Here is a 3601-nt window from a genome sequence, read left to right as displayed (position 1 = left end):
AGGCGGCCGCCGCACCCGCACCCGCCGCGGACGCCGCCTCAGGCCCGCCCCCCGGGGCGCGCGCCGTACCCGGGAGCGCCGACGGCGTCCCGCCACAGACCACTGCCGGTGCGGCGGACGCGCCGCCCCGGCAGCCGGACACCCCACCCCTGGTGCACTCCTGACGAGGGACGCACACCGCGGGGACCCATGGGGTCTCCCCCACACCGCAGGAGCCGCGACCGTGACCGCGGACCCGGCCCCTGCCCATCACGAGAGGAATCAAGGTGGCGAACAACACCGCTGTCGACATTGACGGAATGAAGGCCGCCCAGGGCACCTTCCAGACCGCGCTCGACGAGTCGACCAGCTCGTACTCCCAGATGGACGGCCAGATCGAGGGCCTGCGCTCCTCGTGGACCGGCCAGGCGGCCTCGATCTACGGCGGCGCCATGGAGAAGTGGCTGGAGGACTTCAACGTCGTCAACAACGCGCTGCGCACCATGCTGGAGAAGCTCCAGGCCAACACCGGTGTGTACGCCAACACGCACGAGGACACCCAGCAGCAGGCCAACCAGGTCCAGCAGCTGATCTCCTCGGGCAACTTCTCCGGTCTGGCGGGCTTCCCCTCCTGACCCCCGCGGGGTGCGCACCGCGCTGCGGAGCGGCGCGCACGCCCGAGGGCCGGCCGGCCGGCCCGCACACCACCTCGTCCCCCGTCGTTCCCAACCAGGAGCCACAGTGACCACGTACACCGTCCAGATGGAGCAGGTCGACTACATCGTCGGCGAGATGCAGGCCATCACCCAGAAGATCCAGGGCACCCTCCAGAACCTCGACGACGCGTCGAAGATGAACCTGGCGGAGTGGACCAGCGACGCGCAGCAGACCTACTACGAGGTCAAGGCCAAGTGGGACTCCGCCGCGGCCGACATGCAGAACATGGCCACCCAGGCCACGCAGATGCTGGGCAACATCAACCAGGCCTACAGCGACGGCGAGCGCCAGGGCGTCAACCTCTGGCAGGGCTGACGGGCTCCGGCGCCCGGCGCCGGAACCCGAAGACCCGACAGGCCGCTGACAGGCTTTTCGAAGGGCTTGAGTCATGACTTACGGAACACTCGACGGCACGCTGCCGCCTCCGCCTCCGCCGCCGGAGCACAAGGCCCAGGAATGGGACGGGAGTTCGACCCTCGGCAACGGCCACGGGACGTACACCAACTCCAACCCGTTCACGCCGCCGCCCGTCCCCAGCAAGGGCGGCGGCGGCAAGGGCACCGCGGTCGACACACCGTCGATGAAGCTGTTCGCCGACAACCTCGACCTGCTGCTGCAGCCGCTGCAGAAGGCGAGTGACGCGCTGACCCCGGTCACCGTCGCGTCGGGAGCCTTCTACCACGCCAACCAGATCCGTACGAAGGTCACGGGGACGAACGGCGACGACGGGATCAAGGCGCAGTACATCAAGGTGCTCTCCGACCTCACCAACGGTCTCACCGACCTGCGGGAGGGCGTCAAGACGCTCGCGGCGAAGTACAAGACGATCGACGACGCCAACGGCATGAAGTCGAAGGACCTCACCGACGCCATGGACGGGGTCACCGACGACTTCAACAGCATGATGACGGACAACGGAGGTACCGGGGCGGTCAACACCCCGGGTCTGGCACCGCCTCCCGGTGGCAAGACGACCTGATTCCGGGCTCCTCGGTCCCACGGCCGCCCACTCCCTCCGCACGCCTCGCGGCGGGGGGTGGGCGGCCCGCGGGGGCGGAGGGGCCGGCTGCGGGCGACCCCGGTGCGGGGGCCCGGTACGGGGATGCTTCGTGGCACGGTGGGCGACAGGAGAGTGTGAGCGGGAATGGGTGACACGAACTACGACGGTGGCGGGTTCCACGACAGTGACGACGGCGTCTTCGGCGATCCCGGGCAGGGCGGCGGATCGGTCTCGGACTACGACAACTGGGACTGGAAGCAGATCATGGCGGCCATCAACGGCATGGCCGCCGGCACCGACAGCGACTCCAACGAGTCCCACGCCGCCTCCGTCTCCGACCCGCAGACCCTCCAGGACGCGGCGGACGCCTTCTACCAGGTCCAGGTGACGCTCAGCGGCATCGCCAAGGCGCTCAGCGACCAGGCGAAGGCCCTCGCCGGCGACGACGGCCCCTGGAAGGGGGACGCGGCCGACGCCTTCCACGACATGATGCAGACGTTCTCCAAGCAGGTGCAGTCCAACGCCGACGTGCTGGGCGGCGGTTCGGGCGGCGGCCACTCGGTGCCGCAGCAGCTCGCGGACAACGCGGTCAACCTGACGAACGCCCGCAACAAGATCGTCGACATCGACAACTGGTACGCCAACCAGGCCGTGCTGATGGGCGTCCAGCCCATGGACAACGGCCTCATCCCAATCCACGAGAAGCCCCAGCTGGTCGACATGATGACCAGCGACATGCGGGCCGTCCTCAAGAGCCTCGCCGGCGAGTACCAGGTCACCATCGACTCCGTGCACTCCCCGTCCGGCGTCAACAGCCCGGTGGGCGGCGGCGACCAGCCCCCGCCGGACACGACCGGCGGGCCGGACGTCCACGTCCCCGACTTCCAGATGCCCGACAGCGCGCCGCCGCCGACCGCGTTCAACGCCCCGAACCTCAGCGGCATGCCGTTCCCCGGTTCGACGGACACGGGCGGCCCGACCGGCTTCAACCCGAGTGATGCCTCCCAGTTCCCCGGCATGGACTCCAAGTTCAGCCCCACCCCGTTCAGCGGCGGTACGGGCACCGGCGGCCCGGGCTCCGCCTTCCCGAACGCCGCCTTCGCGAAGATGCCCGGCGCCGGCGACGGGCTCGGCGGCGACGGCTCGGACCTGCTCGACCCCAACGCCCTCGACGGCCTGCTCAACCCCAACGCCTCCCCGACCGGCTTCCCCGGCTCGACGGGCGTCGGTGACGGCACGGGCGGCCTCGGGCCGATGGCGTTCAGCCCGACGGGCTTCAACTCGGGCACGAGCACGGGCGGTACCGGCAAGCTCCCGAGCTTCTCCTCCGGCCTGTCGCCGAAGGCCTTCTCGTCGGACCTGCCCGCCGAGGACTTCCCCGGGGCGCTCGGCACCGGCGGCGCCGGGTCGAAGTTCGGCGCGGGCGGGACCGGGGGCATCGGCGGGTTGAAGCCGACGGCGTTCCCCGGCAGCAAGTCCACCGAGTCCGGCCTGCCCGACTCGCTGAAGAGCCCCGCGTTCGACAACGCCGCGCTGGAGACGGGCGGTCCCGAGGGCCTCGCGGCCCCGTACACCGGCGGCACCGGCACCGGCGGCCAGGGCATGCCGATGATGCCCGGCATGGGCGGCGGCATGGGTGGCGGCGCGGGGCAGGGAGCCGGCGGCGGCGAGCCGTCGGACGCCTCGGCCCTGCTCGACCCGAGCGCGAAGCCCTGGGAGGGCGACGCGTCCGTCGGCGACGGCGACGTCGGCTCCGAGTTCGGCACCGGTGCGGGCGGCGAGGGACTCCAGCTGCCGGGCGCCCACTCGCTGGCCGCGTTCCCCGGCGGCACCGCGACGGGCGGCCAGGGCATGCCGATGATGCCCGGCATGGGCGGCGGCATGGGCGGTGGCGCCGGGCAGGGC

General features: G+C 71.5%; 4 protein-coding genes. All 4 read left to right on the top strand.

What is annotated here, in order from left to right:
* The first annotated feature begins 266 nt into the window (after positions 1-266).
* Positions 267-614, top strand: coding sequence for a WXG100 family type VII secretion target (locus tag L1885_RS25465; protein WP_235799514.1), 348 nt, complete (start codon positions 267-269; stop codon positions 612-614).
* A gap of 106 nt (positions 615-720) precedes the next feature.
* The gene (locus tag L1885_RS25460; RefSeq protein ID WP_235799513.1) at positions 721-1011 is read left to right on the top strand and encodes a WXG100 family type VII secretion target; all 291 of its coding nucleotides are present in this window, start codon (positions 721-723) and stop codon (positions 1009-1011) included.
* 73 nt (positions 1012-1084) lie between these two features.
* Complete coding sequence (locus L1885_RS25455) at positions 1085-1675, top strand: hypothetical protein (protein ID WP_235799512.1); 591 nt, start codon at positions 1085-1087, stop codon at positions 1673-1675.
* A gap of 165 nt (positions 1676-1840) precedes the next feature.
* A partial coding sequence (locus L1885_RS29025; protein ID WP_268984510.1) for a WXG100 family type VII secretion target occupies positions 1841-3601 on the top strand: 1761 nt, incomplete at its 3' end.

It is taken from the genome of Streptomyces fuscigenes (genome assembly GCF_021556455.1).
Lineage (GTDB): Bacteria > Actinomycetota > Actinomycetes > Streptomycetales > Streptomycetaceae > Streptomyces > Streptomyces fuscigenes.
The sequence above is the reverse complement of the archived record's forward strand: the minus strand, read 5'-3'. Positions and strand labels throughout refer to the sequence as shown.